2 protein-coding genes and 1 pseudogene are annotated in these 1,390 nt (G+C 68.1%); all 3 read right to left on the reverse strand.

Going from position 1 to position 1,390, the window contains the following annotated elements; translation table 11 throughout:
* Nucleotides 1-144 (reverse strand): annotated as a pseudogene (locus M8J73_RS43155) (IS5/IS1182 family transposase); the annotation flags it as partial.
* A 332-nt stretch (nt 145-476) separates the two neighbouring features.
* Nucleotides 477-1,205 carry a transposase gene (locus M8J73_RS43160; RefSeq protein ID WP_055542465.1) on the reverse strand — a complete coding sequence of 243 codons (729 nt, stop codon included), beginning with the start codon at nt 1,203-1,205 and terminating at the stop codon, nt 477-479.
* An 85-nt stretch (nt 1,206-1,290) separates the two neighbouring features.
* Nucleotides 1,291-1,390 (reverse strand): ATP-binding protein (locus M8J73_RS43165; protein WP_308408384.1); only part of this gene is annotated, 100 nt, incomplete at its 5' end.

The following is a 1,390-nucleotide window of genomic DNA, read 5'->3' on the forward strand; positions in this document are numbered from 1 at the left end:
CAGTTCGAGGTGGTGGTAGTAGGGGGTACGGACGGTGGCGCCGGCGCCCTGGTAGGCGCGGTCGGCCAGGACGAGGATCTGTCGCGTGTGGCAGTTCTCGATCACGCCGTGAGCACGGGCGGCGGTCAGGTCGTGAGTTGATCCGCCTCGTCCTCACCCCGTGAACCACCGCGCGCCTACCGGTGAATGATCTGGCCATCTGCGTCTGATGGATGCAGCTCTGGCAGGCGGCGCAGGCTATGACGGTCCTGCGGCGCTGATTCAGCATGACCTGCACTCAGCCCGGATCCACCGGCTGATGTTTCGGAGGTCGGATTTCTCGCCGAGGGCTGATGGTGTGTGGGGCACGGGTTCGAGGGCGTGCAGCGTCCGCCGCGCTCGGGTCGCGGCCTGTCCGAGGTGTCTTTCGAGTCGGGGCTGGGGTGGTGGCGCTGGTGGCCGGTGCGGCCGTCAGTGTGCGGTGTCGGTGGAGGCCGTCAGGGTGTCGACGGCGAGTGGTGGACGGCTTCGAACAGGTCCTGGTAGGCGCCCTGCCAGGGCCAGTTGGCGGGCAGGTGGGCGGTCAGCTTGATCCTCGCGGTGCGGGCGAGTCGGGCGGGGACGTGGATCAGGTGGGCGCGGAGTGTGGCGGTGGTGGCCTTGGCGTGGAAGGCCGAGGCCAGGGCACCGGCGGCCCGCAGCAGGTTGTGCGACATGGCCCACAGGGTCAGCCAGGCGGCGTTCGCCTGGAAGTTTCCCGAGGGCAGGTGGGCGAGCGCGGAGGACTTCCCGTCTGCGATCGCCTGTTCCACGACGGCGTGCTGCCGGTGATGCAGTTCGGCCTGAAGCATGCCGAAGGGGCTGTTGGTGAAGACGGGGTGGTAGCGCCAGGAGTCGAACAACTCGCCCTGCCCGGTGGCTGCTTGCGGGTTCAGGCGCCTGACCCGGCGCACGATCAGACGGGCGGTGACCTGCTCGGCTTTCTTGCGTCCGGTGAACGCGGTGTACTCGATCTCGGCGACCTCGGCGTCCGAGACCATCTCGCCGGTGTCGGGATCCACGAATGCGTCGGGGTAGCGGATCGGGACCCAGGCGTCTTCGGTGATGCGGCCGATCGCGGCGGCGATGGAGGGGTTCATGCCCGTGGTCAGGGAGAAGTGGGCACCGGCTCGGTGGCAGGCGGCGGCCACATCGGCGGTGTAGAACTTGCTGTCCGCCCGCACCATCCGGATCCCGGTTCCGCCCGCGTCCTTCGCGATTGTCCCCGTACTCGTGTGAATGCACCACCAAGTACGGGGATATGTGCACCACTCAGGCCACGTCGGTGTCTCGCTCGATGGCCTGGAGCCGGTTCTTGAGCCGGTAGCTGTTGCCGTTGATGGGAACGACCTCGCAGTGGTGCAGGAGTCGG

This window comes from Streptomyces neyagawaensis (assembly GCF_023516595.1).
In the GTDB taxonomy this organism is placed as follows: Bacteria; Actinomycetota; Actinomycetes; order Streptomycetales; family Streptomycetaceae; genus Streptomyces; species Streptomyces neyagawaensis.